The organism is Streptomyces sp. NPDC056738, assembly GCF_042790435.1.
Classification (GTDB): domain Bacteria; phylum Actinomycetota; class Actinomycetes; order Streptomycetales; family Streptomycetaceae; genus Streptomyces.
Map to the genome: position 1 here is coordinate 356,105 of NZ_JBHTZF010000004.1, position 26,033 is coordinate 382,137.

The 26,033-nt window shown below is 72.6% G+C and carries 30 protein-coding genes; 13 read left to right on the plus strand and 17 right to left on the minus strand.

Annotated features, from left to right (window positions below):
- Positions 1 to 16: 16 nt before the first annotated feature.
- Positions 17 to 916: a hypothetical protein gene (locus ACFRIC_RS12665; RefSeq protein WP_382783533.1), complete on the minus strand. Its 900-nt coding sequence runs from the start codon at positions 914 to 916 to the stop codon at positions 17 to 19.
- Between the two features lie 189 nt (positions 917 to 1,105).
- Between ACFRIC_RS12665 and ACFRIC_RS12670 the strand changes: the two genes are divergently transcribed.
- Positions 1,106 to 1,657 (plus strand): SH3 domain-containing protein, encoded by a 552-nt coding sequence (locus tag ACFRIC_RS12670; RefSeq protein ID WP_382783535.1) that lies wholly within the window; start codon positions 1,106 to 1,108, stop codon positions 1,655 to 1,657.
- 145 nt (positions 1,658 to 1,802) lie between these two features.
- On the opposite strand, the gene ACFRIC_RS12675 is transcribed toward ACFRIC_RS12670, so the two are convergent.
- Positions 1,803 to 2,237 carry a hypothetical protein gene (locus ACFRIC_RS12675; protein ID WP_382783538.1) on the minus strand — a complete coding sequence of 145 codons (435 nt, stop codon included), beginning with the start codon at positions 2,235 to 2,237 and terminating at the stop codon, positions 1,803 to 1,805.
- A 123-nt stretch (positions 2,238 to 2,360) separates the two neighbouring features.
- Here ACFRIC_RS12675 and ACFRIC_RS12680 point away from each other — a divergent pair, with 123 nt between their 5' ends.
- The 3 genes from ACFRIC_RS12680 (at position 2,361) to ACFRIC_RS12690 (ending at position 5,579) form a co-directional block, all read left to right on the plus strand.
- Entirely contained in the window at positions 2,361 to 2,999 is a 639-nt protein-coding gene (locus tag ACFRIC_RS12680) for an NAD(P)-dependent oxidoreductase (RefSeq protein WP_382783541.1), read from the plus strand.
- A gap of 139 nt (positions 3,000 to 3,138) precedes the next feature.
- Positions 3,139 to 4,221 (plus strand): PP2C family protein-serine/threonine phosphatase, encoded by a 1,083-nt coding sequence (locus ACFRIC_RS12685; protein WP_382783544.1) that lies wholly within the window; start codon positions 3,139 to 3,141, stop codon positions 4,219 to 4,221.
- Between the two features lie 71 nt (positions 4,222 to 4,292).
- Complete coding sequence (locus ACFRIC_RS12690) at positions 4,293 to 5,579, plus strand: hypothetical protein (RefSeq protein WP_382783547.1); 1,287 nt, start codon at positions 4,293 to 4,295, stop codon at positions 5,577 to 5,579.
- A 58-nt stretch (positions 5,580 to 5,637) separates the two neighbouring features.
- On the opposite strand, the gene ACFRIC_RS12695 is transcribed toward ACFRIC_RS12690, so the two are convergent.
- Positions 5,638 to 6,879 (minus strand): amidohydrolase, encoded by a 1,242-nt coding sequence (locus ACFRIC_RS12695; RefSeq protein WP_382783550.1) that lies wholly within the window; start codon positions 6,877 to 6,879, stop codon positions 5,638 to 5,640.
- Between the two features lie 73 nt (positions 6,880 to 6,952).
- Complete coding sequence (locus ACFRIC_RS12700) at positions 6,953 to 7,126, minus strand: hypothetical protein (RefSeq protein WP_382783553.1); 174 nt, start codon at positions 7,124 to 7,126, stop codon at positions 6,953 to 6,955.
- Positions 7,127 to 7,276: 150 nt separating this feature from the next.
- Between ACFRIC_RS12700 and ACFRIC_RS12705 the strand changes: the two genes are divergently transcribed.
- Positions 7,277 to 8,620: a tetratricopeptide repeat protein gene (locus tag ACFRIC_RS12705; RefSeq protein WP_382783555.1), complete on the plus strand. Its 1,344-nt coding sequence runs from the start codon at positions 7,277 to 7,279 to the stop codon at positions 8,618 to 8,620.
- Between the two features lie 55 nt (positions 8,621 to 8,675).
- Here ACFRIC_RS12705 and ACFRIC_RS12710 read toward each other — a convergent pair whose 3' ends face one another.
- On the minus strand, positions 8,676 to 9,398 hold the full coding sequence (locus ACFRIC_RS12710; protein ID WP_382783558.1) for a L,D-transpeptidase: 723 nt from the start codon (positions 9,396 to 9,398) through the stop codon (positions 8,676 to 8,678).
- Positions 9,388 to 9,936 (minus strand): SigE family RNA polymerase sigma factor, encoded by a 549-nt coding sequence (locus ACFRIC_RS12715; RefSeq protein WP_382783561.1) that lies wholly within the window; start codon positions 9,934 to 9,936, stop codon positions 9,388 to 9,390. The genes ACFRIC_RS12710 and ACFRIC_RS12715 overlap by 11 nt, the downstream gene beginning before the upstream one ends.
- 111 nt (positions 9,937 to 10,047) lie before the next feature.
- On the opposite strand from ACFRIC_RS12715, the gene ACFRIC_RS12720 reads away from it, so the two are divergent.
- The 4 genes from ACFRIC_RS12720 (at position 10,048) to ACFRIC_RS12735 (ending at position 13,527) form a co-directional block, all read left to right on the plus strand.
- Positions 10,048 to 10,998 (plus strand): L,D-transpeptidase, encoded by a 951-nt coding sequence (locus ACFRIC_RS12720; RefSeq protein WP_382783564.1) that lies wholly within the window; start codon positions 10,048 to 10,050, stop codon positions 10,996 to 10,998.
- A gap of 122 nt (positions 10,999 to 11,120) precedes the next feature.
- Positions 11,121 to 11,717 carry a hypothetical protein gene (locus ACFRIC_RS12725; protein ID WP_382783567.1) on the plus strand — a complete coding sequence of 199 codons (597 nt, stop codon included), beginning with the start codon at positions 11,121 to 11,123 and terminating at the stop codon, positions 11,715 to 11,717.
- Between the two features lie 209 nt (positions 11,718 to 11,926).
- The gene (locus ACFRIC_RS12730) at positions 11,927 to 12,997 is read left to right on the plus strand and encodes a tyrosine-protein phosphatase (RefSeq protein WP_382783570.1); all 1,071 of its coding nucleotides are present in this window, start codon (positions 11,927 to 11,929) and stop codon (positions 12,995 to 12,997) included.
- Positions 12,998 to 13,305: 308 nt separating this feature from the next.
- Positions 13,306 to 13,527, plus strand: a complete 222-nt coding sequence (locus ACFRIC_RS12735) for a hypothetical protein (protein ID WP_037614735.1) — start codon at positions 13,306 to 13,308, stop codon at positions 13,525 to 13,527.
- A gap of 83 nt (positions 13,528 to 13,610) precedes the next feature.
- Here the strand turns inward: ACFRIC_RS12735 and ACFRIC_RS12740 are convergent, their stop codons facing one another.
- Positions 13,611 to 14,459: a hypothetical protein gene (locus ACFRIC_RS12740; protein ID WP_382783573.1), complete on the minus strand. Its 849-nt coding sequence runs from the start codon at positions 14,457 to 14,459 to the stop codon at positions 13,611 to 13,613.
- Positions 14,460 to 14,659: 200 nt separating this feature from the next.
- On the opposite strand from ACFRIC_RS12740, the gene ACFRIC_RS12745 reads away from it, so the two are divergent.
- Positions 14,660 to 14,974 carry a MerR family transcriptional regulator gene (locus ACFRIC_RS12745; protein WP_382783576.1) on the plus strand — a complete coding sequence of 105 codons (315 nt, stop codon included), beginning with the start codon at positions 14,660 to 14,662 and terminating at the stop codon, positions 14,972 to 14,974.
- A 303-nt stretch (positions 14,975 to 15,277) separates the two neighbouring features.
- The gene (locus ACFRIC_RS12750; RefSeq protein ID WP_020871138.1) at positions 15,278 to 15,481 is read left to right on the plus strand and encodes a cold-shock protein; all 204 of its coding nucleotides are present in this window, start codon (positions 15,278 to 15,280) and stop codon (positions 15,479 to 15,481) included.
- A gap of 142 nt (positions 15,482 to 15,623) precedes the next feature.
- Here ACFRIC_RS12750 and ACFRIC_RS12755 read toward each other — a convergent pair whose 3' ends face one another.
- Together ACFRIC_RS12755 and ACFRIC_RS12760 are read right to left on the minus strand one after the other, a co-directional pair.
- Positions 15,624 to 16,046: an ATP-binding protein gene (locus ACFRIC_RS12755; RefSeq protein WP_382783580.1), complete on the minus strand. Its 423-nt coding sequence runs from the start codon at positions 16,044 to 16,046 to the stop codon at positions 15,624 to 15,626.
- 255 nt (positions 16,047 to 16,301) lie between these two features.
- Positions 16,302 to 16,760 (minus strand): cupin domain-containing protein, encoded by a 459-nt coding sequence (locus tag ACFRIC_RS12760; protein ID WP_382783583.1) that lies wholly within the window; start codon positions 16,758 to 16,760, stop codon positions 16,302 to 16,304.
- 81 nt (positions 16,761 to 16,841) lie between these two features.
- Here ACFRIC_RS12760 and ACFRIC_RS12765 point away from each other — a divergent pair, with 81 nt between their 5' ends.
- On the plus strand, positions 16,842 to 17,786 hold the full coding sequence (locus ACFRIC_RS12765) for an FkbM family methyltransferase (RefSeq protein WP_382783586.1): 945 nt from the start codon (positions 16,842 to 16,844) through the stop codon (positions 17,784 to 17,786).
- 8 nt (positions 17,787 to 17,794) lie between these two features.
- On the opposite strand, the gene ACFRIC_RS12770 is transcribed toward ACFRIC_RS12765, so the two are convergent.
- From ACFRIC_RS12770 to modA, 3 genes are all read right to left on the minus strand, one after another.
- On the minus strand, positions 17,795 to 18,877 hold the full coding sequence (locus ACFRIC_RS12770) for an ABC transporter ATP-binding protein (protein WP_382783588.1): 1,083 nt from the start codon (positions 18,875 to 18,877) through the stop codon (positions 17,795 to 17,797).
- Positions 18,878 to 19,015: 138 nt separating this feature from the next.
- Positions 19,016 to 19,900, minus strand: a complete 885-nt coding sequence (gene modB / locus ACFRIC_RS12775; protein WP_382783591.1) for a molybdate ABC transporter permease subunit — start codon at positions 19,898 to 19,900, stop codon at positions 19,016 to 19,018.
- Positions 19,897 to 20,736, minus strand: coding sequence for a molybdate ABC transporter substrate-binding protein (modA, locus tag ACFRIC_RS12780; RefSeq protein ID WP_382783594.1), 840 nt, complete (start codon positions 20,734 to 20,736; stop codon positions 19,897 to 19,899). Before modA ends, modB begins: the two co-directional genes overlap by 4 nt.
- Before the next feature lie 220 nt (positions 20,737 to 20,956).
- Here modA and ACFRIC_RS12785 point away from each other — a divergent pair, with 220 nt between their 5' ends.
- A complete protein-coding gene (locus ACFRIC_RS12785) occupies positions 20,957 to 21,454 on the plus strand; it encodes a molybdopterin-dependent oxidoreductase (protein ID WP_382783597.1) in 498 nt (165 codons plus the stop codon).
- 21 nt (positions 21,455 to 21,475) lie between these two features.
- On the opposite strand, the gene ACFRIC_RS12790 is transcribed toward ACFRIC_RS12785, so the two are convergent.
- From ACFRIC_RS12790 to ACFRIC_RS12810, 5 genes are all read right to left on the minus strand, one after another.
- Positions 21,476 to 21,871: a molybdopterin-binding protein gene (locus ACFRIC_RS12790; RefSeq protein WP_382783599.1), complete on the minus strand. Its 396-nt coding sequence runs from the start codon at positions 21,869 to 21,871 to the stop codon at positions 21,476 to 21,478.
- Between the two features lie 108 nt (positions 21,872 to 21,979).
- Positions 21,980 to 22,570 (minus strand): hypothetical protein, encoded by a 591-nt coding sequence (locus tag ACFRIC_RS12795; RefSeq protein ID WP_382783603.1) that lies wholly within the window; start codon positions 22,568 to 22,570, stop codon positions 21,980 to 21,982.
- Between the two features lie 63 nt (positions 22,571 to 22,633).
- Positions 22,634 to 23,998: a dipeptidase gene (locus ACFRIC_RS12800; protein WP_382783606.1), complete on the minus strand. Its 1,365-nt coding sequence runs from the start codon at positions 23,996 to 23,998 to the stop codon at positions 22,634 to 22,636.
- Positions 23,995 to 24,432: a hypothetical protein gene (locus ACFRIC_RS12805; protein ID WP_382783609.1), complete on the minus strand. Its 438-nt coding sequence runs from the start codon at positions 24,430 to 24,432 to the stop codon at positions 23,995 to 23,997. The genes ACFRIC_RS12800 and ACFRIC_RS12805 overlap by 4 nt, the downstream gene beginning before the upstream one ends.
- Positions 24,429 to 25,904, minus strand: a complete 1,476-nt coding sequence (locus ACFRIC_RS12810) for an APC family permease (protein WP_382783612.1) — start codon at positions 25,902 to 25,904, stop codon at positions 24,429 to 24,431. Before ACFRIC_RS12810 ends, ACFRIC_RS12805 begins: the two co-directional genes overlap by 4 nt.
- Positions 25,905 to 26,033 lie beyond the last annotated feature (129 nt).

The window sequence follows — 26,033 nt, forward strand, 5'->3', positions numbered from 1 at the left end:
CGCACTGGGCCCGCGGTCAGGCCCCCACGTGCGTCGACCGCTCCGACGGAGTCTGCGCGGGGGCTTCGGCCGGCGCGCGTCGGCGGGCGTACGCGCGGGCGAGCGCGGCGGTCAGAGCCACCGTCAGACCCAGGGCCAGCAGCAGCCAGCTCACGAACCGGAGGGTCTCGGTGAGGGCGTCGTACACCGCGCCCGCCGCGGTGCGGGACACGTCGGGCGGCAGGTCGTCGAGGGTGAGCCGGCGGCCCACGACGATCGCGGCACCGAGCAGGGCCGCGCCCAGCGCGGTGCCGAGGCCCGTGGCGAGGACCGCCCGGCGGCGGCGCACGGCGATGACGATGCCGGTCGCCGCGAAGACGACCGACGCCGACGGGAGCCAGAATCCGGCGACTTCGAGCACGTGGAACCCCTTCCGGAGCCGGGCCAGGTCCTCGGCCTCGAGCACGGTGATCTCGGTGTGCTCGACCGGGATCCGGGCGGCGAGCGGCATGTGGTCGTCGGCGAGCCGGCGTTTGACCTGCTCGGTGACGGGCGCGAGATCGACGGTCACCGCACCCTCGTGGTCCTCGCGCAGCGCCCGCATCACGGCGTCGTGCGCGGCCAGGTTGGCGGTCTCCCACGCCGTGCGGTACGCCTCGGTCTCGGTGAACGAGCGCACGGCGTCCCGCACGAAGTGGTTCACCGGCCCCTGGAGCCGGGGCCGTACGTGGACCTCGCGCAGGATGTCGTCGGTGACGCCGGCCGCGATGGCGTCCCGGACGTCCTCGTCGGCGGCGAGGGGCGCCATGGTGGCCTCGTAGCGCTCGGAGTCGCCGAGGCCGTACGTCGCCCACGCCGACAGCGCGCCGAGCGGCGCGAGGAGGCAGGCGAGCGCGATCAGCACGGCCGACAGGGCGCTCCGGACACGAGGGGACACGTCTTCAGGCAAGGCCTCCCGGACCCCGTGCGCGACCGGGCCGCCTGCAAATGGGCGCACAGGACAAGCCGTACGGGGAGTTCCCGTACGGAGACCTCACGCATCCCTTGGGCCCCAAGGGTTTTGGGCGCTCGGGTGGAGCCCTCACCCGAACGGGTGTTTCCTGGATCTGGGGAGAAGGAGGCCGATATGCGCACCACCCCAGCTCCGCGGATTCTTGCCGCGGCCCTGCTCAGCGGCGGTGTACTGACCGTCCTGGCCGCCGGTCCCAGCATGGCGGCGACCGAGTCGGCGCACACCGGCGACGGCTCCGGAAGCACCGTCTGGGGCACCGTCATCTCCAGCGGGGAGATGAACCTGCGGCTCCAGCCCAGCACCAGCTCGCCCGTCGTCGGTTCGCTTCCCTCGGGCAGCCAGGACCGCGTGCAGTGCGCGGTGAACGGGCAGAGCGTGTCCGGCACCACCGTCTGGTACTGGCTCGTCGGCGCCCACGCCTGGGCCAGCTCGGCGTTCGTCTCCACCCACGGCCAGTGGGTGCCGAGTTGCTCGGACCCGTGTCCCGACCAGAAGGACGGGACCTGGCACAACGCGCACTGGGACAACGACCGGAACCCCGGCAACGACCCCGGCTGGAGCGTGAGCGCCTCCGGCTCCTGGACCTTCACCGTCTCCAGCGCGTGGAGCTGGACCGTCTCCGGCTCCTCCTCGAACTCCTGGGACTGGGTCCCAGGTGGTGGGTGAGTAGGTGAGTGAGGGAGACGCACGGGGCCCCGGCATCACGCCGGGGCCCCGTGTGCGTTCCGCGAGTTCATGCGTTCGCGTGTTCGCGTTCCCGTGTTCGTGCCGTTCCGGCGTACCCGTACGCCGGAACGGCACGGTCACGGTGTCAGCCCGCCTTTCCCTCCGCGTCCTCGTGCGTGTAGTAGCGGTAGAAGGCCACCGCGTACACGCCCACCGCCACCGGCAGCGACATGAACACGGACCGCAGGACGGTCGCGTCGGTCTGGCTGTACAGGAAACCGAACGCGCAGCCCGCGAACACGGCCCACACCAGCGCGTGCGTCTCGCGCCGCATCAGCGGAGCCACCGTCCGGGCGGCCACGTAGGCCGCCGCGAACGCGATGGCGCACACGAAGCCGAACAGCACGTTCCAGCCCGTGATGGCACCGGCGTCCCGGTTGATGGCGGCGGCCCAGTAGCCGTAGACGAGTCCGCCGGCGACGGGCACGGCCCATTTCGCGATCGTGTGGGTCTGTGCCCCGAAGACATCGGTCGATCCGGATGTACCTGGTGTCCCTGACACGGGTGCGGCTTGAGCCATGGAAGGACTCCTCTCTGCTCGCCCCCGCCTTCCAGGTCACACCTCGCCGCAGCCCCCGGCAACTCGGGTCGCCACCGCTTCGCCGGGATGCGGTGATCATGGTCGCGTGCTTCGCTGAGGTGCATGAAGCTCGTACTCTTCGGTGCCACCGGCATGGTCGGCAGCCGTATCGCCACGGAGGCGTCGGCGCGCGGACACCAGGTCGTCGCGGTCAGCCGCTCCGGGCAGTCCCCGGTTCCCGGGGTCGCCGCGACGGCGGCGGACGCCTCGGACGCGGCGAAGGTCGCCGAGCTGGTGGCCGGCGCGGACGCGGTGGGGTCGGCGTGCGTCCCACCCCGCGACGGCTCCGATCCCCGCGAACCCTTCCTGGCCCTCAACCACTCCCTGGTGGAGGGCGTCCGCTCGGCCGGGGTGCACCGGCTCGTGATCGTCGGCGGGGCGGGCACCCTGGAGGTCGCGCCCGGCGAGGCCGCCTGCGACCAGCCGGACTTCCCCGAGGCCTACCTGCCGGAAGCGCTCGCCCACCGCGACGCCCTCACCTACCTGCGCAGCGACGTCGACGACCTCGACTGGACCTACATCTCGCCCGCCGCCGACATCGCCCCCGGCGAACGCACGGGCGAGTTCAGGATCGGCGGTGACCGCATGCTCACCGACGCCGCCGGCCAGAGCCGCATCAGCGCCGAGGACTACGCGATGGCCTTCGTCGACCAGCTCGAGATGCCCGTCCACCCGCACGGCCGCATGTCCGTCGCCTACTGAGAAGAAGAGACGGAGGCGGTACGGGGAGGTGGCCGGCCGGAGATCCGTACGCGACCGGCTCCGGCACGCCCTGCGGCCCCGCCCCGGGCCGGCGTACTCCTTCCCCCGGGCTCAGCCGCTGAAGGTGGGCGGGCGCAGTGTGGCCTGGCTGCCCCCGCTGCTGCTGCTCATGGGTATCGCGCTGCTCGACGCCAGTACCTCCGGCAGGTTCCGGATCATCTCCTGGCTCGTGCTCGTACCGGTCATCGCCGCGGCGATCTGCGGAGTCCCCGGCACGCTGGCCCTCGGCGTGCTGTCGCTGCTCGCCTACGTCGCCATCGACGCGTCGTGGCCGCACCGGTACCAGAACGGCCTGCCCGATTTCATCCTCGTCGTGGTCGGCGGCGCCCTCGCGGCCCTCGCCTGCTCCGTGCGGCTGCGCGCGGAGCGCCAGATGCTGCACATGCGGGACGTCGCCGAGACGACCCGGCGCACCGTGCTGCGCCCGATGCCCCCGGGCTGGGGCGGCCTCGACCACGCGGCCGTCTACCTCGCCGCCGACAGCGAGGCCCGGGTCGGCGGCGACTTCTACGACATCCAGCCCGGCCGGCACGGCACCCGCCTGCTGCTCGGGGACGTCCAGGGCAAGGGTCTCGCGGCGGTCGAGGCGGCTGCCGCGCTGCTCAGCACCTTCCGCGAGGCCGGGTACCACGAGCCGGCGCTCACCACGGTCGCCGCCCGGCTGGAGATCCGGATGCTGCGGCACAACGGCTACCGCGTGGCGCTCGGCCGCGACGACAACGACCGTTTCGCGACCGGAGTCCTGGTCGCCTTCCCCGAGGACACCCCGGCCACGGTCGAGGTCGTCAACTTCGGTCACGAGCCGCCGCTCGTGGTCACCCCCGACGGGGTGCGGAGCCTGCCTCCCGGTGACGGACTCCCGCTCGGCATGGGCGATCTGGCCTCCACGCCGCCACCGGTGCTCCGCGTCCCCCTCGCCCCCGGGGAGACGCTGCTCCTGGTCACCGACGGGGTGACCGAGGCCCGCGACGCGGCGGGTGACTTCTTCCCGCTCCGCGACGCCCTCGCCAAGGCACTGGCACGGGACCCGCGCACCGCCGATCCGCACCGGCTCGTCCGGTGGGTGCGCGACGGCACGCTGGACCACTGCGGCGGGCGGCTCGCCGACGACACCACGATCTTCGCCGTCCGTCGCAGGGCGGCCGACGGTGGGCGGAAGTAGCCGGGGCGGCGGATCTTTGCACGCGCAGCCGTTACGGTGCTGAGGTGTCCGAACGATGGGGGAGAGAATCCGTGCCCGGAACCGTGCTGCTCCTCGCCGCCTCACCCGTGGGCAAGGGGTGTCTGGTGGACGCGGCTTCCGTGCTCCCCGTGCTCGCGGCCGTCGCCCCGCCGGTGCTGTCGGGAACCGACACGGCGAACGTCGTCGAACTGGCCGACCCGCTGGAGCCGCAGGCCGTGCTGACCCGGCTGCGCGCGGCGGCGACGGCGCCCGGACCGCTGACCATGTTCGTGACCGGCCAGCTCCAACTCGACCGCCGGCAGCGGCTTCCGCACCTCGCGCTGGCCCGCACCACCCCGGCGACGGTCCGCTACACGGCCTTCCCCTGGCGCTGGATCGCCGACGAACTGCGGCTGCGCCCGCCGGGTTCGACGACCGTCTTCGTCGACCTGCACGCGGACGCGGACACCTGGGAGTTCCTCGCCGGGCGCCCCCTCACGGCGGGCCCGGCGACCGAGCTGTACGGCCGTGTCGCCCCGCCGCCGTCCCGTCGTACGGTCGCGCAGCCCGCGTACATGCGAGCCGTGGCCACCCTGCTCCGCAGCGGCCACCGGCCGCATCCCGCCCAGCTCCACCAGCAGGCCCTGACGAGGACGTCCGGCGAGGAGAGCACCCGGCGGGCGGACCTCGTCCTCGCGCCCGGGCAGACCTGGGCCGGCCGGCCGTGGCCCCCGGCACCGGAGTTCACGACCGTCACGGCTCCGCCGGCCGCCGGGTCCACGCACGCGGCGGCTCAACCGGCCGCCGAAACGGTGCACTTGCCCGCTCCACCTGCCGTACCGCCGACGCCCCCGCCGACCGTCCCGCCCGCGCCCCGTTCGGCTCCGCCGGCCACTTTGCCCGCCCCCTCGTCGGCCCCGCCGGCCAACCTGCCCGCCGATCCGCACGGGGAGATCACCGCGGCGGTGCGCGACGGCCGTCACGAGGACGCCCTCGCGCTGGCGGCGCACCGGGAGCGGGAGGCGCTGCGCACGCACGGGCCCGGCTCCGAGCAGGTCCTGCACTGGATGGAGGTACGGGCCGACCTGGCGATGCTCGCGGGGGACGCGGAACGGAGCTGCCGCGGCTGGCTGGCCCTCGCCGGGACCCGGCTGGACGCGGGACAGGCGCCGGGCGCCCCGGAGGTGGAGTCGGCCGTGGACCGGGCCCACCACCAGTGGGGCCGTGTCGCCGATCCGGTGCTGGCCCGTGAACTCGGGGCGGAACTGGCCCGGTTGAGACAGCGTGTGCCCGGGCGACGGCAGGGCGCGCTGGACCATGTCCGGCGGCAGCTCAGCCAGTTGCAGACACAGGCCTGAGCGATACCCGCCGGCCCGGGGGAGTTCGGCCCCAGGGCCGGTGATCGTCGGACCCGCCCTAGGCCGACAGCCAGGCGAGCGCTCCCGAGACCAGGGTCCGTACGCCCGGGGCGACCGTGGACAGGTCGGGGGCGAAGTGCGGACTGTGGTTGCTGGGCACTGCCGCGAGCCGGATCATGAGGTCGTCGGCGCCCGGGGCCGCGTTCCAGACGTCGGCGGGGGTGCTGGTCACGAACCAGTAGGAGTAGGGGATGCGGCCGTCCGCGAGCCGGGGGAAGTCCTCGCTGCCCATGGCCGGACCGGGGTCGAGGATCGTCCCGGCACCGAAGACCTCCCCGTGCACGGCGGCGACACGGCGGTCGGTCTCGGCGTCGTTGACGGTCATCGGGAAGTCGTTGCCGACGGTGACCGTGGGCTCGGCCGGGCAGCCGGCCGCCGCGCACTCGCCCGCCGCCACGCGCCGCACGGCGGCGATCATCCGCTCCCGCACGTCCAGCGACTGCGTCCGCAGGTTCAGGGAGATCCGGGCCTCGGACGGGATGATGTTGTGCCGGGTGCCCGCCTCGATCCGTCCCACCGTCAGCACGGCGGACTCCCGGGCCGCGATCTCCCGGCTGACGACCGTCTGGAGCCGCGTGACGATGTACGCGGCGGTCACCACCGGGTCGACGGTCGCCTCGGGGCGCGAACCGTGCCCGCCCCGGCCGTGCACGACGATGTCGATGTCGGTCGAGGCGGACATGATCAGGCCCGGGGAGTGCGCGTACAGCCCGGCGGGTCCGGGCGCCACGTGCTGGGCGAGCAGGACGTCGGCCACCGGGAAGCGTTCGTGGAGACCGTCCGCGACCATGCGGGCCGCGCCCTCGCCGGTCTCCTCGGCGGGCTGCCCGACCAGCACGAGCGTGCCGGACCAGGTGTCCCGTCCGGCGGCGAGCGCCTCGGCCGCGCCGGTGAGCCAGGTGACGTGCAGATCGTGACCGCAGGCGTGCATGACCCCGGCGGTCGCCGAGGCGTACGGCAGCCCGGTCTCCTCGGGGACGGGCAGCGCGTCCATGTCGGCGCGCAGCAGGACGGTGGGCCCGTCCCCGTTGCGCAGGACGCCGACGACGCCCGTGCCGCCCACGCCCTCGGTCGTGTCGTACCCGGCCTTGCGCAGCCGCTCCGCGAGGAGGGCGGCCGTACGGTGTTCGCGCAGCGACAGCTCGGGATGCCGGTGCAGATCCCGGTAGAAGTCCTCCAGGGCGGGGACCGGGAGGTCGGCGGTGAGGTCCAGCGCGGTACGAGCGGCGGTAGAGGTCACCGGGTCAGCGTAGGCGCCAGGATTTCGTCGTACGGGGGATTCGCCGCTTTCGCGCGACCGCGCGGGAAGGGCGTCACCGGTTCGCGGCGAGTCCCGGGTGACCGGTCGCGTGCGTGGCGGTGCGGGTCGCGGGGGCCTGGTCGGCCGCTCTCGCGGGGCCGACGTTCGCCGCCGTGACCAGCGCGGCGACCGCGATGACGGCGGCGAGAAGCCCTCTGGAGTAGCGCGCGGAAATACGTCGGAGCACGGTGACCTCGCAACAACAGCGGCGTATTAAGCAGGCTTAATCCGGCGCTTAACGTAGAGGCTCCCGGGCGCACATCGCAAGAGGGTCCCGGAGTTGGACAGTAGTCAAAAGCCGGACCGTCCCGGCTCGGCTTGATGGCATGCTTGACCCATGGCGGAGCGGGACGACCCTGAGATCATCGGGCGCAGGGTGCAAAAGCTGCGTACGGAACGCGGTTTGACGCAGAAACAGCTCGCGGAGCCCGTGTACACGCCCGCGTACATCTCCACCCTGGAGGCCGGCCGGGTCCGGGCCTCCGAACCCGCGCTGCGGCACATAGCCGGCCGACTGGGCGTCGCCTACGAGGAACTGGCGACCGGACGCCCCGCCCATCTCGCCACCGACCTGCGGCTGCGGCTGACGGACGCGCAGCGCACGCTGTCCACCGGAGAGGCCGAGGTGGCCGCCGAGGTCTACGCCGTCCTGCTCGCGGAGGCGGACGCCCACGGGCTGGTCGCCGAACAGGCGGCCGCGCTTCTGGGACTGGGCGAATGCGCCCTGGACACAGGGGATCTGGAGACGGCGCAGCGGCGCTTCGAGGAGTCGGAGCAGCGACTGGGGGACGCGCCGCTGACGCAGCGGGTGCCCGCCGTGCGGGGCCGGGCGGTCTCCCACTACCTCGCCGGTGAACTCCGTTACGCCTGCTACCTGTTCGAGTCCACCCTCGACGAGCTCAACCGGACGGGCCTGCACGATCCCGAGGCGCTGCTCCTCCTCTACACGGGAGTCATCGCCCCCTACATGGACATGGGCGCGCATGCGCGCGCCGCCCAGGCCGCCGAGTTCGCGCTCGCCCTCGCGCCGCAGGTCCAGGACCCGGCGCTGGTGGCGCGGATGCACCGCTCGGTGGCCCGGACGATGATCGCCGAGGGGCGGATCGCCGAGGCCGACGTCTCCCTCGCCAAGGCCGCCGAGCTCTACCGCCAGCTCCAGATCCGCACCGAACTCGCCAACTGCCACTGGATGCGCGGCTATCTGTACGCGCAGAACGGTGAACTGGAGCGTGCGGAGAGCGAGTTGCGCGAGGCGCAGGCCATGCTCTCCGCGAAGCGGGCCGCGCTCTACACCAGCCAGGTCGCGGTGGAACTGGCCGACGTGCTGCACCGGCGCGGCAGGTCCGACGAGGCGGGCGAGATGCTGCGGCAGGTGCTCGGCGACCTGAACTCCGAGCGGGGCGCCATCCACGCGGCCGCCGCGCACCGCCTGCTCGGGATCATCGCGGAGGACACCCGGGACACCGAGGCGGCCGAGGAGCACTACGTGCGGGCGATGAGCCTGCTGGAGCGGGCGGGCGCGGCGGGCGACCTGGCGGACCTGTGCCGGCTGCTCGGCGACCTGCTGCGGCGCACCGGCCGGGTGGAGGCGGCCCTGGACGCCTACCGCACGGGCCTGGGCCACCGCACCGCCCCGGGCACGACGACCCTCGGCCCCGCCCCGGCGCAGCCGCCCCTCTGAGGGCGCGCGGGCCGCTCCGACCGGCCGAGGTCCCCTCCGACCGCCTGGGGTCCCTCTAACCGCCCGAGGTCCCCGAGCCCGAGCCCTCCGAGCCGGCCGTCGAGCCGGTGCCGGTGGCCGTGTCCGAGCCCGCCGTCGCCGTGCCCCGGTCCGCCCCCGAGGGCCGGATCTCGACCACCGCGCCCGGCGCGAGCCGGTCGTACAGCAGCTTGGCGTCGGACTTGTCCAGGTTGATCCAGCCGTTGTCGGGGTCGGTGATGCCCTGGTCGCCGTAGCTCATGGAGCCCACGTAGTCCGTCCCGCCGTCGGGATCGGTGAGCCTGACCACCCAGGAGGCGTTGAAGGAGTAGCCCCCGCCGAAGCCGACCGTCCTGCCGGAGACCCGCATGGTGGCCTCCTTCCCGGTGACCGTCGTCCGGACCGCCTGCCCGACCGTGGTCAGGTTGTCGCCGTGGAGCGTCAGCCGTTGGCCGGCCACCGAGATCACCCGCCTGCCCAGATCGATCGTGGCGTCCGGAGAGGACACCGGCAGGCTCGGGGCGACCGTGGGACCAGGACTCGCGGCCGGAGGAGGCTCGTGCCGCGCCCCGTCGTCCGGGCCCAGCGTCACGACCAGGGCGAGCGCGCCCGCGACGGAGACGCCGGCCGCGGCCACGGCCGTACGACGGCGGCGCCGGCGGCCCGTGGCCCGGCCGCGGATCTCCGCACCGGTCAGCCCGGGAGGCCTCTCCGCCTCGGTCGCCAACTCGCGCAGGGCGGTGGTGAGTTCATCGGACACGGTCGTCCTCCCTCTCCCCCTCGCCCGCGAGGCCCGACGGACGTGCTGAACCGGCCGGATCCGCCGAATCCTCCGAGAGCACCCGTGCCAACGCCGCCCGGCCCCGCGCGAGACGGGCCTTGACCGTGCCGACGGGGGCACCGGTCTCGGAGGCTACCTGCTCGACACTCAAGTCGCACAGATGGTGCAGAACGATCGCCATCCGCTGCGCCTCGGGGAGCGTGCGCAACGCGGTGACGAGCGCGGTGCGTTCGGGCCCCGGGCCCGGGGTGTGGTCGGCCGGCGGGGTGCGGCGCACCAGTTCCAGCCAGCGGCGGGCCCGGCGCCAGCGGCTCACCGCGAGCCGTGTCGCCACGGTCCGTATCCACGCCTCGGGAGCGCCGTCGGCGAGGAACTCGCGCCGCCGGTCCCACGCGCGGACGAACGCCTCCTGGACGACGTCCTGCGCCTCGCCGTGATCCCCCGTGAACGCGTAGAGCTGGCCTGTCAGCCGGGGGAACGCGGTCGCGTAGAACGCGTCGAACTCTTCCTCGGTCATGCCCCCCGCCCGAATGTCCGCGAATTCTCCGGCCGTGTGCAACCAGGCCGTCCCCGCCGCGCGTACAGGTCCCGTACGTCGCACATCGAAACACACCACGGGGGGATCACCATGACTAGGAAACCGCGGGGCCGCAGAGGCCGGTCGGTCCGCGTCCGGAGCGCGGCGGCGGCGCTGTGCGCGCTCGCGCTCGCCGGCTGCTCCGCACGGGCGGCGGCCGACGCCGGGGGCGGGGAGGCCGGGCCGGGGGGCAGGCCGGCCGCCACCGCCGAACCGACGGGCACGGCACGGCCGAAGCCCTCGGCCACACCGCCCAGGCCTCTGCCGGGCGCGCACGTCAACATCGCCGAAGGGCAGACCGTGGGGGTCGGCATGCCGGTCTCGGTGACCTTCGACCGTCCCATACCGGTGGCCGAACGGGCCGCGGTGGAGCGGCAGTTGAAGGTGACCGCCGACACCGAGGGCTCCTGGGGCTGGGTGAAGGACCGTAACCTCGCCGACGGGCAGCGCGTCGACTTCCGGCCCCGCGCGTACTGGAAGCCCGGCACGGCGGTCACCGTCCGGGCCGGGGCCGGAATCACCAGGCATTTCACGGTCGGCCGCTCCTTCGTCGCCACTGTCGATGTCCGTACACACTTCATGACGCTCGAAACCGCCGGATCGTCGCGCCGCGTCCCGATCACCGCGGGCGCGCCGGGCATGGACACCTGGAACGGCACGATGGTCGTCTCCGACAAGGCGTCCAAGGTGTTCATGGACTCGCGGTCGGTCGGCTACGGCGACCAGTACGCGGATTACTACTACTACGCCGTCCACCTCACCGCCTCGGGCACCTACCTCCACCAGAACCCGAAGGCGAATGTCTACGGCGGCCGCCAGAACGTCACGCACGGCTGCGTCGGACTCGCCACCGGCGGCCCCGCGAAGCGCTTCTTCGACGAGGTGATCCCCGGCGACGTCGTCAAGGTCGTCGGCTCCCGGGACACGGTCGCCGTCGGCAACGGCTACGGCGACTGGAACCTGGCCTGGGACCAGTGGCGAGCCACGAGCGCGCTCGGCTGACGGGTCCGCGCGAGAGATCTCCGGCCGGCGTCGTCCGGCCGGCGGGCGCCCGAGGTCCGCACGGGGGAGCGGCGCCCCCGCACCGTCCGAACACCGTCCCCATCACGAGGAGTTGTCCGTCCATGGCAGGTAGGAAGAGGTACGCGGCGGTGGCCGTGGCCGCCGCCGCGCTCATCACGGCACCCACGGCCGCGTACGGGGTCTCGCCGGCGGGACCGGCGTCCGCCGCCCGGCCGGCGCACGGCGCCGCGGTCCCGGCACACGCCCGCGTGCTCCAGGTCGCCAAGACCGCCCCCACGGCCCGGATCGTCGCGCCGGACGAGCACGTCACCGAGCCCGGCGGCGCCGAGTTCTGGCTGACGCCCGAGGGCAAGCACTGGACGACGCCCGACAACCCCTACCCCCAGTTCACGAACGTGGTCAACGGCAACATCGACCTGCACACGCCCGGTGTCTCCGCGTTCGTCGAGGGCACCGCCCAGGGCCACGTCACGCTCTCCGGCGTGTACTACGGCGGCACCGGCACCGCGTCGCGGGTCACGGTGCGGACCACGGCCGGAACCCTGCACGCCAAGCTGCTGGAGCTCGCGGGGAACCCCGGCTGGGGCGTCTGGTACGTCAGCACCGATCTGCCCGCCGCCGACCAGGACTACGCCGTCCGGCACGTCGTCGTCCGCGACACCACGGGAGCGGTCTACTCCCGGCTGGACCTGAACTGAGCCCACGGGCTCCGCGGGCTCAGGCTCAACGGGCGCGGGGGCCGGCCCTTCCCGGCCGGCTCCCACGTGCCGCCACTCCTTTCCCCCGGTACCGGCCGACCTCCCCCCCGGCACCGGCCGACCCCGGTCACCGGTCCGACATGCGGGGGCTGTCGGGATGTCCGGCCGTGTACACCGAAAATTAGGTTCAATCACCAACTATCCGGGTCATGAAGATCGCATCCCTGGCCGGTGTCGTCCTCGCGCTCACCGCCGTCTCCGTGACCGCCCCCGCGGCCTCCGCCACGCCCGGCGGCCACGGCCACACCCCGGCCCACGCCTCCTCCAAGCACATCCCCTTCACGTCCGCGACCGTCACCGCCGGTGACGACGGTTCGTACCGCATCGTGTGGAAGGCCCCCGGAGTGCGCCAGGTGGTCGTGCGCGCCGCCGGACGGACCGTCGCCAGGGGCGGCGCCACGGGCGACGTCACCGTGCGCGGACTGCCCGCCGCCGACCGGCAGTGGTTCGACCTCGTCCCGCAGCAGGGCGGTTCCCTCCACCTCGCCGACCGGCTCGTCAAGCTCGACGGCGCGGTCAACTTCCGGGACGCGGGCGGCTACCGCACCGGCGACGGCCACTGGGTCAAGATGGGCGAGATCTACCGCTCGGACGCCCTGAACAAGCTCAGTGACGCCGACCTCGCGAAGCTCGGGCGGCTCGGCATCCACGCGGTGTACGACCTGCGGATGGAGTCGGAGCGCTCCTCGGCCCCGGACCGGGTGCCCTCCGGCGCCTCCTACACCGTCGCCGACGTCCTCGCCGGGTCGTCCACGCTCACGGCCATGCCGACCACCGAGGCCGAGGCCGTCAGGATGATGGTCGACGGCGAGAAGTTCATGGTCAGCGGCGACAGCGCGCGGGCCGCCTACACCACCGTCTACGCCGGGGCCGCCGCCGGCGACGGAGTCCTCTACCACTGCACCGCCGGCAAGGACCGCACCGGCTGGTCCAGCGCGGCCCTGCTCACCGCCCTCGGCGTCCCGCGCTCCACGGTGATGAACGACTACCTCGCCAGCAACACCTACCGCGCCGCCGCGAACGCGGCCACGCTCGCGGCCATGCCGCCGGCCCAGGCCGCCGTCTACAAGCCCCTGCTCGACGTCCGCGCCGAGTACCTCAACTCCGGCTTCGACGAGGTCCGCGCCCAGTACGGCGACTTCCGCTCGTACCTGAAGGACGGCCTGCACATGGACGCCCGGGAACTGCGCGACCTCAAGCGCGAACTCCTGGTGGGCTGACCCGGGCGTCCGGCCGGCCTCCCGCGGCCGGCCGGACCCGGACGCGCCACGCTGCCGCCCCCCGGATGCCCCCGTCGGTTGTCCGGTCCGCGACAGGCTCGCCCGGAGGACGGCCCCGCGCACCGGAAAGATCACGGAGCCGGGGCCCCGTCGGCTGACCTCAGGGAACGCCCGGACGGCCGGGCGGAGAGCGTACGCAGGGCACCCCGCCCACCCCGTTCCGTAGCCCCCGGGGACGCCGAGTCGGAGCGCGATCGAGACCATCAGGCCCTACCGTCCGCCGGAATAGGGCCCATACTGGATTCACGATGAGTAAATCCTCCGCGCCCCGGCGCCACCTGCCCACCAGCCCCTTCGCTGCACCCGTCGTCCCCGTGGCCAAGGAGTTCAGCCTCGGAGACCGCGTCTCCCACGACCAGTACGGCCTGGGCACGATCGTCGGCGTCGAAGAGGGCATCGCGATGCTCGTCGACTTCGGCGCTCGCCAGGTCCGCGTCCTGAGCCCCTACACCCGAATGGACCGGCTCTGAACCGCACCCACTGACACCTCCGGCCCGCGGCAGCCCCACCACAGGTTGCCCGGGCCGTGGTGCATCCGGGCACCGGCCCCCGCTCAGCCCTGTGTCGGCGCGGGCGACTTCCCCGCCAGGACGTCCTTCAGCCGGTTCGTGCCCGCCTGAACCGCCTGCTCCGTCGACTGGTGCTCGGTGCCCGAGAGGCCCCCGTTGGTGAGGGACAGCGCGCTGTCGCCGACGCGCACCGCCGCGAAGTCGAGGGTCAGTGTCTCGGGATCGCCCTCCAGCTCACCGCTCATCGTCACCTGGAGGCCCTGGCGGGCGTCCCCCACATCGGGCAGATGGGTCGAGACGACCTGGACGGTCTGCTTGTCCCCCTTGCCGTTGACGGCCGTGAACTCGTCGCAGACGTCCGGCAGCGTCTTCAGCCAGTCGAACCTGCTGTCCAGGGCGCTCTTCCCGTACGAGGCGACCTCGTAGCGCATCTGGGCGTCGTTGTCGCTGTCGTCGAAGCCGGTGACCGCGCTTGCACCCTGCGGCTTGCCGAGCAGGTCCTCCGCGTACAGGCCGTCCAGCAGCTTCTGGCACTGCTGGGCGTTCCCCTTGTCGGTGACGAACGCCGAGGCGTCGACCTTGCTCTTCAGCAGCGCGTCGTGCCAGGCCGCCACGCCCTTCGACTCGTCCCACTGCGACCCCAGGTCGGAGTTGGTGATCAGCGCCGACTGCGCCTCCGCCTTGGTGAGCGCACGCACGGACGGGGAGGGCGAGGCCTTCGCGGCACCGGTCTCCTCGGCCACGGGAGAGGCCGGGACCGTGGACGCCGGGGACGCGGGCGCGTCCGTACGGCCGGAGCCGCCGCCGTCACCTCCGCCGCCCGAGCAGGCGGCCGTCGAGAGCAGCATCCCCGCGGTCAGGGCGGACGCGAGGAGACAGGACGGACGGATCATGCGAGGGCCTCCCGAGGACGGTCCCGAGAACGGGCTGTGTCCCTCCACGCCACCACCGGCCACCGCCCCCCACCAGCGCACCGGGCCGTCCGGGTGAGTGCGGCGCGCGGATGCCGCCGGGCCGGTAACGGGTGCCCCCGTCCGGTACCGGCGCGGATCTGCCAGAGTGGAAGGTGATGCATGCGCCCCAGGGAAGCACCATGAGCCCCACCGACCGGTTCGAAGACGACGACTACCCCGCCTACACGATGGGCCGTGCGGCCGAGCTGATCGGCGCCACGCCCGCGTTCCTGCGGGCCGTCGGGGAGGCCGGGCTGATCACCCCCCTCCGCTCCGAGGGCGGCCACCGCCGCTACTCCCGCAACCAGCTCAGGATCGCCGCCCGCGCCCGGGACCTCGTCGACCAGGGCACGCCCGTCGAGGCGGCCTGCAGAATCGTCACGCTGGAGGACAGCCTCGACGAAGCCCTGCGGATCAACGAGGAGCTGCGCGGTTCGACACCGCAGGACGCCTGAACGCGCTCCCGACGGCCCCGGGCAGGTGCTTCCGGGCGGCCCCGCGGCGGTGTTTCCCGGCGGCGCCCGAATATCTGCTCCGGCCGTTACAGAATTTGGTGCACGGGTCCGCGAGATTTTGATATTCCCCGTGGCGGGGTGAGATAGTGCGCCGCCTTCGAGGCGGCTGACGTGCTACTGTCGATTTCAGTTGCAGTTGTGGTTCCCAAAGTTTTTCCGGTGCATTCCGGTTGGGGCAATCATTACGGCGACGCGGGTCCACGAGGTGTGGGCCTTCGAGCTTAGCCCCGAAGGAGATTTGACATGGCTACTGGCACCGTGAAGTGGTTCAACGCGGAAAAGGGCTTCGGCTTCATCGAGCAGGACGGCGGCGGCGCCGACGTCTTCGCCCACTACTCGAACATCGCCACCTCTGGCTTCCGTGAGCTTCAGGAAGGCCAGAAGGTGACCTTCGACGTCACGCAGGGCCAGAAGGGCCCGCAGGCGGAGAACATCGTCCCCGCCTAGTCCGGGACACCGGACGGCCGGCGCTCGCACCACACGGTGCGGACGCCGGCCGTCTGCTTTTTCGCGGTCATTGAAATTGCGATGAATTTTCGGTTCGCGTTCCCATTTTCGGCCGCGCCAAACCCGAAATCTCGGCGAACCGCTACCGGACCGCCAGCACCGCGCGTACGGTCTTGCCGCCGAAGCCCGTACTGACGATCTCCAGGCTGTGCGCGAGCTCCTGGACCATGGCCAGGCCCCGGCCGCTTTCCGATTCCGTGTCCAGCGCGCCGATCCGCGGCCGTCCCGGACTGTCGTCGTGGACCTCGACGGTCACCCGCCCGTGCCCCAGTTGCAGCCGCAGCCGGCAGCCGCTGCGCCCGTGGCGCACGGCGTTGGCGACGAGCTCGGAGGCGATCAGTGTGGCGTCGTCCACCTGGTCCGCGGTCGGCGCGGCGAGCCGTGACCGCGGCCGGGTCAGGAACGCCGTCGTCAGCTTGCGGGCCCTGCCCGCCGAGACGGCCGTACGCGGCAGTGTGTACTCCACGCGGGCGGTCGGCCGGACGGTGCGCTGGTGCGCACGCATGACTGACACCTCTCTTCCCCCTCCAGGACGACAAGCACCCGGCCGACGGCTCCGTCCCCGTCGACCGGGACCCCGCGCGAAACGGTGCGCGGCCGGTCCTGCCCTCGGGTGATGCCCCACCCGGGCGATCCGCAACCGGGGACCCGCGTCACAAAGCCGCCAAGGAACGCACCGAGGCGGTCGGAAGGCCGCCCGGAGGCCGTCCCAGGGACGCCCGGCGGTCCCTCGGCGGCCCCTTCCGTGTCAACGGCCCCTTCAGCGACCGGAGTCCAGGAGATGGAAGTCGTCGTAGTCGAATCCGGGCGCCACCACGCAGCTCACCAGAACCTCCTCGTCACCGGCCGGCCGGGCCGACTGCCAGACACCGCCCGGGACGAGGACCTGGGGGCGCTCCCCGGCCTCGACGCGGGGCCCGAGGCGGACGACCTGCGGAGTGGACTGGGGGCTGGTCCCGTCGCCGCCGAGCAGGAGGTCGAGGGGTCCGCCGCGGTGCCACAGCCAGAGTTCGTCCGAGCGGACGGTGTGCCAGGCGGAGGTGTCGCCCGGCGTGAGGAGGAAGTAGATGGCGGAGGCGGCGGCGCGGGGACCCGGGTAGCCGTCGGGCAGGAAGGCCTGGGGCGCGGTCCAGGTCTCGACGAACCAGCCACCTTCCGGGTGGGGGCTCATGCCCAGTGCGGCGGCCAGTGGCGGGATGCCGGTCTCAGGTGAGGTCACCCCCTGCCTCTATCACGCGGCCGAAGGGCGGTTCAACCAACTGCCGGTGGACGCGCGGGGATGTCTGACAGGGTGTGGTCCATGGCGACCCTTCACAGAAAGCTGCTAGGTCTGCTTCCCCGGATCGGGGTGCAGGTGCTGGACCTCGGATCGGGAGCCGCGGTGGTCTACCGGCGCGGTGTGCGCAGACGCGTCGCCCTGGGCAAGGGCGCCGATCTGGTGCTGCGGGGGCGGACGGCGGCCTGGAAGCAGGTCCCGCTCGGGGGCACCGGCGCCCGTCTCCTGCTCGACGAGAAGGAGACGGCGGCCGACGAGCGCAAGTTCCAGCTCTCGGCCGCGTCCTATCTGTGCGGGCAGCACGTCACCGCCCTGCTGGACCGGTACGAGGTGAACTGCGTCTTCGACGTCGGCGCCAACTCCGGTCAGTACGGCCGCCAGTTGCGCCGCCTCGGCTACACCGGCCGGATCGTCTCCTTCGAGCCGACAGCGGAGGCCTTCGAGAAGCTCCGGCAGGCCGCCGAGGGCGACCCCGACTGGCGGGTGCACCGGATCGGGCTCGGACGGGAGAACACCACCCAGTCCATCCACGTGGGCTGGAACACCATGAACTCCCTTCTCCCGCCCAGCGATTACGGCAAGGACCGCTACAAGCGATTCGCCAAGACCCGTACGGAGGAGATCGAGGTCCGCCGTCTCGACGGGATGATGGACGCGGCCCTCGCCGGGATCGACGACCCCCGCCCCTATCTGAAGATGGACACCCAGGGCTACGACCTGGAGGTGTTCGCGGGTGCCGGGGATCGCGCGGCGGAGTTCGTGGGCATGCAGTCGGAGGTCGCCACGCTGCGGCTGTACGAGGGCAGCCCCCGCATGGGCGAGGCCATCGCCGTGTACGAGGAGCGCGGCTTCGAGATCACCGGCATGTACCCGGTGTCGCGGGAGGAGGCGACCGGCCGGGTGGTGGAGTTCGACTGCGTGATGGTCCGCGCGACGGCGGTCCCGGCGGGGACGCAGACAGGTGCGTAGACGAGGGTCTACGCCGGATAGGCGTGCGTCTGGGCCGCCTTCACCGTGGCCCAGACGGGCGCGCCGGGATGCAGGCCGAGTTCCGCCGCGGCGACCGTCGTCAGGTCGGCGGCGAGCGGGAGCTCGCCGGTGAGGTCCACGCGGATCTGGTCGCCGTGCGTCTCCAGACCCGCGACACGGCACTGCCACAGGTTGCGGGCGCTGGAGCCGGTGGGGCGGTCGCGGTGGAGGGTCACGGCGCCCGGCGGGAACGCCACGAAGACGGGCCCGTCGAGCCGCTCGGTCGTGGTGATCGCCGGGCCCGCCTCCAGCCGTACGGTGTGGCCCTCGGCCGCGCCCCGGTAGAGGTTGAGCCCGACCAACTGGGCGATGTAGTCGGTGCGCGGTCTGCGGGCGATGTCCGAGGGGCCGCCCTCCTGGACCACCCGGCCGTCCTCGACGACCACGAGCCGGTCGGCGAGCACCATCGCGTCGAGCGGATCGTGCGTCACGAGGACGGCGACCGCCTCGAAGTCGGCCAGATGGTGCCGGAGCTGGGCCCGCACGTCCAGCCGCGTACGGGCGTCGAGCGCGGCGAGCGGTTCGTCGAGCAGCAGCAGCCGGGGGCGGGTGGCGAGGGCGCGGGCGACGGCGACCCGTTGCGCCTGTCCACCGGAGAGCCGGCGCGGCTTGGTCCCGGCGAACGCGGCGAGGCCCATGCGCTCCAGCCACGCGGCGGCCTGGGCGCGGGCCTCCGCCTTGGGCACGCCCTGGCAGCGCGGTCCGAAGGCGACGTTGTCGAGCGCGGACAGATGCGGGAAGAGGAGGTAGTCCTGGAAGACGACGCCGACGGGGCGCAACTCCGGCGGCGTACGGTCCAGACGGGCGCCGTCCAGCAGCAGCCGGCCGCCCTCGGACAGCGGGGTGAGCCCGGCCAGGGCGCGCAGCGCGGTCGTCTTGCCCGCGCCGTTCGGGCCGAGCAGCGCGACGACGTCCCCGGGGGCGGCGGACAGCGCCACGTCGAGGTGGAACGAGCCGCGCCGGACGACGAGACGGGCGTCGAGGCCCGTGCCGGACGGGGCGTCCTTCGCCACCGGGTCCGCCTCGGTCATGACGCGATCACCCCACCCTCGTGCGGACGCCGGGTACGGTCCTCGTACCCGTCCCCGGTGTCGTCCTCGTACCCGTGTACCCGTGCCAGGCGTCGTCCTGCGTACCCGTGTCCGTCGTCCGGCTCGTCCTCGTGTCCGTCATGAGGCCGCCGTCATCCAGCGGTCCCGGAGTCCGGCGAGCACCGCGACCGACACCAGCAGCAGGACGAGACTCAGGGCGATCGCCGCGTCGGGGTCGCTCTGGAGGGCCAGATAGACGGCCAGCGGCATGGTCTGGGTGCGGCCGGGGAAGTTGCCCGCGAAGGTGATCGTCGCGCCGAACTCGCCGAGGGCTCGGGCCCAGGCCAGGACGGAACCGGCGGCGATGCCCGGCGCGATGAGGGGCAGGGTGACCCGGCGGAACGCGGTGAAGCGGGAGGCGCCGAGGGTCATGGCGGCCTCCTCGTAGCGCGGGTCGGCCGCCCGCAGGGTGCCTTCCACGCTGATCACCAGGAAGGGCATCGCCACGAAGGCCTCGGCGACGACGACCCCGGCCGTCGTGAAGGGCAGCGTGATCCCGAACCACGAGTCGAGCAGTCTGCCGACGACGCCGTTGCGGCCGAGGGCCAGCAGCAGCGCGACACCGCCGACCACCGGAGGCAGGACGAGGGGCAGGGTGACCAGGGCCCGGACGAGTCCGCGGCCCGGGAACTCCGTACGGGCCAGCAGCCAGGCGAGGGGCACCCCGAGCACCAGGCTCACCGCGGTGGCCGCCGTGGCCGAGAACAGGGAGAGCTGGAGGGCCTGCCAGACCTCGGGCTTGGCCAGTTGCTCCGGCAGGCTGCGCCAGGGCGCCCGTACGAGCAGCGCGATCAGCGGGAGGAGCAGGAACGCGAGCCCGACGAGGGCCGGGAGCAGCAGGGGGAGCGGCACCTTGCCCCGCACCCGGCCCGGCGTCCGGACGCGCCCGCGCCGCGGTCCACCGGCGAGGGTGTCGGCGGCCGGGGCGCCGGACGCGGCGGGCGGGGTCAGGGGATCACTCATGGCTTCAGGAAGCCGGCCTCCGTCAGTGCCTTCTGGCCCTCGGGGGACCGCACCAGCTCGATGAACGCCTTGGCCGCGGCGCTGTTGGGCGCGTCCTTGAGCAGGGCGATCGGGTAGTCGTTGATGGCGTCGGCGGACTCGGGGAACTCCACGCCCTCCACCTTGTCACCCGCCGCCTTCACGTCGGTCTTGTACACGACCGCCGCGTCGGCCTCCTTCAGCTCCACCTTGGTCAGGGCGCTCTTGACGTCCTGCTCGTAGGAGACGGGGGTGAGCTTCAGCTTGCTCGCGTCCAGCGCCTTCTGGGCGGCGGCCCCGCACGGCACGGTCTTGTCGCACAGGACGACCTTGAGGCCGGACTTGGTGAGGTCCTTCAGGGAGGCGATCTTGTCCGGGTTGCCGGGCAGCGTCGCGATCTCGAGCTGGTTGCGCACGAAGGTCTCGGGGGTGGTGGCCGCGTCGCCCTTGTCGGTCACGATGGCCATCGTCTTGGGGCTGGCCGCGGCGAAGACGTCCGCGGGCGCGCCGCCCGTGATGCTCGCGGCGAGGCTGTCGCTGCCGCCGAAGCTGAAGGTGACCTTGGTGCCCGGGTGGGCCTTCTCGAACTGCTGGCCCAGGGCCGTGAAGCTCTCCTTGAGGGAGGCGGCGGCGAACACGGTCACCGTGCCGGAGAGCTTCGGCGAGGAGGACGACGGCGTCGACCCCTTCGCCTTCTCCGGCGAGTCGGACGAGTCGGAGGAGGAGCAGGCGCTCAGGGCCAGCAGCGCGGCGGCACCGATGCCGGCCGCCTGAAGGGTCCGGGTGGTGCGGCGGGTCCGGCGCGCGGATCGGGTCATCACGGATCTACTCCCTCGAAGACTCGGAGGCCCGCTGAGACCTCCGTCGTGATCCTCAGTCCTGAGCTCACGTTCTGCTATGGCCTGATCATACTTCCGCATATGCAAGCTGTACGTCTCCTGTCGCATCGCATGAGCTGTGCCCACGGGCTTCGGATGTACGCATGTGCGTTTGCCTCGGGTTGCGTGCGGGGTACGGTCCACCGGGAGGTGCTGTCCAGTGAGCCAGTCCCTTGCACAGCCGACGCCGCCGGCTCCCCCGCTCGCGGAACTCGCTCTGAGCGGTGACCTCGCCCGGCCCGCCCTGCTGACCGTGCCCGACCTGCTCGCCTGGCCCCAGCACCGTGCGCGCGTCGCCTTCGAGTGCGCCACGAGCGGTGTGCGCCACCACGGATTCGAGGGCCCGCTGCTGCACGACGTGCTGCGGGACGCCGGTCCCCGCTTCGATCCGTCCCGTCGCAAGGACCGGCTGCGCTTCCTCATCGCGGTGGCGGGCGCGGACGGCCATCACGCCCTGCTCACCTGGGCCGAGATCGACCCCGACTTCGCCGACGCCCCGGTGCTGCTCGCGGTGGGCATCGACGGCACGCCGCTGGACCGGGCGGGACCGCAACTGGTCCTGCCGCAGGACCGGTGCGGGGCCCGGCACATCAGCGGCATCAACAGCATCCGGGTGGACGGCCGTTATCCGTCCTGGACCGCCGGGGTCCCCGGCTGAGCGTTCGCGCCCGGCGGCCGGTCAGGAGCGATCGATGTGCACGTTGGTCGACTTGACCCTGGCCGTGGCCTCCACGCCGACCTCCAGGCCGAGTTCCTCGACTGCCTCCCGGGTCAGCAGGGAGACCAGCCGGTGCGGTCCCGCCTGGATCTCCACCTGGGCGGCGACGTCGCCGAGCTTGACGGCGGTGACGATGCCGGGGAAGGCGTTGCGCACGGACGTGTGGGACGTGATGCCCTCCTCGCCACCGGTTCCGGCCAGTTCCACCGAGAACGCGGCGAGGTCGCGGCCCTCGATGAGGCGCCGTCCGCTCTCGTCCCGATGGGTGGCCACCCGCCCGGCGTCCGCCCAGCGGCGGGCGGTGTCGGGGCTCACTCCGAGGAGCCGGGCGGCCTGGCCGATGGTGTAGGACTGCATGGCCGCGACGATAGGCAGGTGCTTCTCACCCCTGCAAGCCGGACCCTGGGCGCGGCGCGAGTCGTCCCCGGGGCGCGGCGAGGGGTTCTCGCCCGGTCCGCCGCGGTGTCAGAGGGGCGACGCCGACTCCGCGTACTCCACCCGGATGTGTTTCGCCCAGAACGGGCCGAGGTCCTTCTTGAGGACGAGATCGGCCTTGGCCGGGTCGTCGACGCCGAAGAACACGAAGCCACTGGGGTCCGGGCCCACCTCCCGCAGGTCGAACTCGCCGTCCCAGCGGTCCATCCGGTCGCCGGTGCTGTCGACCAGGGCTTCGAGCCGGCGCGCGGTGACGTCGGTGTCGTGCAACCGCAGCCGTGTCCCCTTCTCCGCATGGGCGCAGACGTCCGCGTCGAACGCCTTGGAGGGGATGCGGTACACGTCCGCCGTCCTCGGGTCGTCGTCGGCGGACAGACCGGTGAAGACACTCGCGTAGCGTGTCTCGCCCCTCCTCTGGACGTAGCGCAGCACCCGGTCCAGCGAGGTCTCCGGGTCGGGTGGGCCGGCCGTCGGCCGGGTGCCGACGCACACGGTCACGCGCTCCGCGGTCCGGCTCTCGTCGCCTCCCGCACCGGCGCTCGACCCCTGGACCGCGACGAGCGCCGCGGTACTCACGGCCACGACGCCGGCCGTCTCCCTGATCCTGCTCCGCCTGTTCATCGAGCCCTCCCCGTCCCCTGCACCGTAGCGTCGGTACGGGGACGCGCGGGCGGGCGGATACGTTCAGCGGCCGCGGCCTCCGGTGGTCGCGTAGGCGCGGAGGAAGAGGGCCTCGACATGGGCCATGTGCTCGATCTCGGACGGGTCGACGCTCTCGTCGGGCGCGTGGATGAGGCACTTGGGTTCCTCCACGCCCATGAGGATGATCTCGGCGCGGGGGTAGGTCTCGGCGAGGACGTTGCACAGCGGGATGGAGCCGCCCTGGCCGAGGAAGGCCATGGGCCTGCCGTAGACCTCGTTCATGGCGCGGCCGAGCGCCGCGTAGGCGGGGCCGTCGGTGGCCGCCCGGAAGGGGGCGCCGGTGCTCTCGTCCTCGACGCCCACCCGGACTCCCCAGGGCGCGGCCTCGGTGAGATGCCGGGTGAGGGCCGCGCGGGCCGTCGCCGGGTCCGTGCCGGGCGGGATCCGCAGGCTCACGCGGGCCCGCGCGCTCGGCGGCACGGCGGCGGCGGAGCCGACCACGGGCGGGCAGTCGACGCCGAGGACGGTGACGGCGGGGCGGGCCCACAGCCGGTCGGCGACCGTGCCGGTCCCGGTGAGGCGGACGCCGTCCAGCACGCCGGCGTCGGCGCGGAACTGCTCCTCGTCGTAGCCGACGCCCTCCCAGACGCCCTCGCAGTCGAGTCCGTCGACGCGGGTGGCGCCGGTGGCCGGGTCGCGCAGCGTGGAGAGCATCTGGATGAGGGCGGCGAGCGCGTCCGGGGCGGGGCCGCCGAACATGCCCGAGTGGATCTCTCCGGCCAGGGTGTCGACGGTGACGACGACGTTGGCGAGGCCGCGCAGGGTGACGGTGGCGGTGCCCGTGCCGACCTCCGCGTTGCCGGTGTCGCACACGAGCAGCGCGTCGGCGAGGAACTGCTCCGGATGCTCGGCCACGTAGCTCTCCAGGCCGCCCGTGCCCTGCTCCTCCGACCCCTCGGCGACGAACTTCAGGCCGACCGGGATGTCGTCGCCGAGCGCGCGCAGGGCGGTCAGGTGCATCACGATGTTGCCCTTGCAGTCCGCGGTGCCGCGCCCGTACCAGCGGCCGTCGCGTTCGGTGAGGGCGAAGGGCGGGGTGGTCCAGGCGGCGTCGTCCAGCGGCGGCTGCACGTCGTAGTGGCAGTACAGCAGGACGGTGGGGGCGCCGGGCGGCGGCGGGCGATGGCCGATGACCGCGTGGCTGCCGTCGGGCGTCTCGGCGAGATGCACGTCGTGCAGCCCCGCCTCGGTGAAGGCGTCGGCCACCCACTGTGCGGCCCTGCGGCATTCCTCGGGCGGGTACTGGCGCGGGTCGGCGACGGAGGGGATGGCGACCAGCTCGGCCAGGTCGGTCCTGGCCCGGCCCATCAAACCGGCGATCCTCTCGGCGAGTTCGGACACGGTCACCGCCTCACCGTGTCGTCGGTCTTCAGGTCGTCGAGCCTGTCCTGGATCTTGTCCAGCTTCTCCGGGCAGTAGATCTCGATGATCGTGGCCTCCGCCCGCAGTGCCTTGCCGTCGCCGATGACGGGCCGCTGCCCGACGAACGCGGCGCCGTTGGACACGTTGATCTTCCACAGCGCCGACTTGAGGGCGCTGGCCGGATCGTCGCAGACCAGGCCGCCGTCCGTGCCCAGGAGGCTCGCGACCAACTCGGTGTCGGGGCGCGGCAGTCCGGCCTCCACCGCGGCGTCGGCGAGCTGATTGGCCTTGCTCACGGCCTTGTTGTTCGTCGTGATCGCCGAGTAGCGCACGAGGCCGGCCACGACGAGACCGAGCAGCACGACGATCGCGCCGTAGTAGAGCCACTTGTGCTCGGATGCGAACCGGGTGGGACTCATGCCCCCGCCTCCTCCTCGCGCGCGGCCTCCGTCTGCCAGCTCGGCTTGCGGAACCTCAGGAACGCCCAGGGGATCAGCAGACCGAGGACGCCCAGGCCGCAGCCGATGATGACGACGTACACCAGGACGCTGTTGCTGCCGAACTGCGAGGGCGGCACGAAACCGATGACCATGGCGGCGGCGGAGGCCAGGAAGCCGACGACGCACACCAGGGTCAGCGCCGGGACCCGGTAGCCGCGCGGGTGGTCGGGCTGGTTCTTCCGCAGCCGGATCGCCGCGACGAACATCAGCAGGTAGACGATGAGGTACACCTGCGTGGTGATCGTCGAGAAGATCCAGTACACGTTGGAGACGTTCGGGATGAACGCGTAGCCCAGCGCGATCACCGTCGTCACGATGCCCTGGGTCACCAGGATGTTCTGCTGGATGCCGAAGCGGTTCAGCTGCTGGAGGTACGGCGGCAGATAGCCCTCGCTGCGGGAGATCTCCAGCAGGCCTTTGGAGGGTCCGGCGAGCCAGGTCAGCATGCCGGCCAGGGACGCGGAGATCAGCATGACCGCCGCGATCGGGGTCATCCAGCCGATGTCGAAGTACGAGAAGAACGCGTCGAAGGCCTGCATGACACCGGCGGTGAGGCTGGTCTGGTCGGCGGGCACCACCCAGCTGATCGCCAGCGCGGGCAGGATGAAGATCAGCAGCACCAGACCCATCGCCAGGAACATCGACTTCGGGTATTCCTTCGCCGGGTCCTTCAGCGACGACACGTGGACGGCGTTCATCTCCATGCCGGAGTACGAGAGGAAGTTGTTGACGATCAGGACGAGGCTGGCCAGTCCCGTCCAGGCCGGCAGCAGATGGCTGGCCGTCATGGGTGCGGCCGAGGGGTTGCCCTGGGCCAGGAAGACCATGCCGAGCACGACGAGGATCGTGCCGGGCACCAGGGTGCCGATGACCAGACCCCAACTGGACAGTCCCGCGAGGGCCTTGGTGCCGCGTGAGGAGACCCAGACGCCGGTCCAGTACAGGACCACGATGACGATCGCGGTGTAGAGACCGCTGGAGGCCAGGGCGGGATCGATGATGTACGCGATGGTGCTCGCCACGAAGGCCAGCAGGCTCGGGTAGTAGAAGATCGTCATCGCGAACTGGCACCACACGGCGAGGAATCCGAGCGGCTTGGACAGGCCCTCGCTCACCCAGCGGTAGACGCCGCCGTTCCAGCCCGAGGCCAGCTCCGCCGAGACCAGGGCGGTCGGCAGCAGGAACACGATCGCCGGGACCAGGTAGAGGAACACGCAGGCCAGGCCGTACACCGCCATCGTGGGGGCGGCCCGCAGACTCGCGACCGAGGCGGTCGTCATGAGGGCCAGGGTCAGCCAGGTGAGTCTCGGCGCCGCCGGGACCGCGGCCCGGGCGGTCCGCGCACCCGCACTCGGCCGTGGTGCGTCCGCCGGCATGTCCATCGAGCTCATCGGACGCCTCCCTGTTCCCGAGTCGAAAGCGATGACGCCAGCCTCCGCGCGAGTGACGGCCACCGCGCGCCGAGTGGCCCGTCCGGGTGAGCAACGCCCCCGGTGGACGGGAGCGGTTCACCACGCTGT